Origin of the sequence: Amphritea sp. 1_MG-2023 (genome assembly GCF_030547545.1) — a bacterium.
Classification (GTDB): domain Bacteria; phylum Pseudomonadota; class Gammaproteobacteria; order Pseudomonadales; family Balneatricaceae; genus Amphritea.
The window spans coordinates 1-695 of record NZ_JAUOQE010000084.1; the positions used below are offsets into that span (position 1 = coordinate 1).

Genomic DNA, 695 nt, shown 5'->3' on the forward strand with positions numbered 1-695 from the left:
CGAAGGGCGGATATTAGAATGGTCATCTACTTTGTCAGCCAGCTTGAAAAGGTCTAGACATTTCGCTGCACTGGCTTCCGCGTATCTGACCATTCTAATGTCCGCAGAGAACATAACGGACTTATTCGCACCTTCCTTAGATCCCGTCTGTGTTGTGCTTATCCTACCGCTTTATCTATCAGCCGATGCAGGTCGACGTGCTATCGCCTAATCCATTTAAGTGTTTACTGCTATGCTCACTTTTACGATGAATAGGGGAGTACATCAGCTATGGCCTTGTGTTCGATAAATATTCGAATGAAATATGCTAGATGATTAACGTCGACATATGATACTTAGTCGTTGTCGTGTAAGCATGTTGCGAGGGCTGTTCAGGGTAAATTCGTAACTGTCGGTAGACGGTTGAACGATATACATGAATAGTCATGCAGGCAGTCCGATAACTCTGCTCAGATAAACCGATATCTGGTGTCATTCCCCCAACGGTCAACTGCTTATATGTCATAGTGATACACTTTGTCTTTGGTGAGAAGAAGCGTACGATGGTAAGTAGATGACTACCTCTCCTACTTTAGGGAAGGTGCGAATAAGTCAATTACGCCTCTGGCTTACAGAGAGGCTGGAGATCAAGGCAACCGTTACAGGCATACTGGTTGTACGTCGAAAAATGTTAACGCTGAGATCCTGCTTCTCTG

At 44.7% G+C, this 695-nt stretch carries 2 protein-coding genes; one reads left to right on the forward strand and one right to left on the reverse strand.

What is annotated here, in order from left to right:
* On the forward strand, positions 1–211 hold a 211-nt coding region (locus Q4488_RS18765), incomplete at its 5' end, for a hypothetical protein (RefSeq protein WP_303582127.1).
* 96 nt (positions 212–307) lie between these two features.
* Here Q4488_RS18765 and Q4488_RS18770 read toward each other — a convergent pair.
* Complete coding sequence (locus tag Q4488_RS18770; protein ID WP_303582129.1) at positions 308–505, reverse strand: hypothetical protein; 198 nt, start codon at positions 503–505, stop codon at positions 308–310.
* Positions 506–695: the final 190 nt, after the last annotated feature.

Excerpts from the sequence above, each read along its gene's own strand:
- Q4488_RS18770 (WP_303582129.1), bottom strand. The coding sequence starts at position 505 with ATGACATATAAGCAGTTGACCGTTGGGGGAATGACACCAGATATCGGT.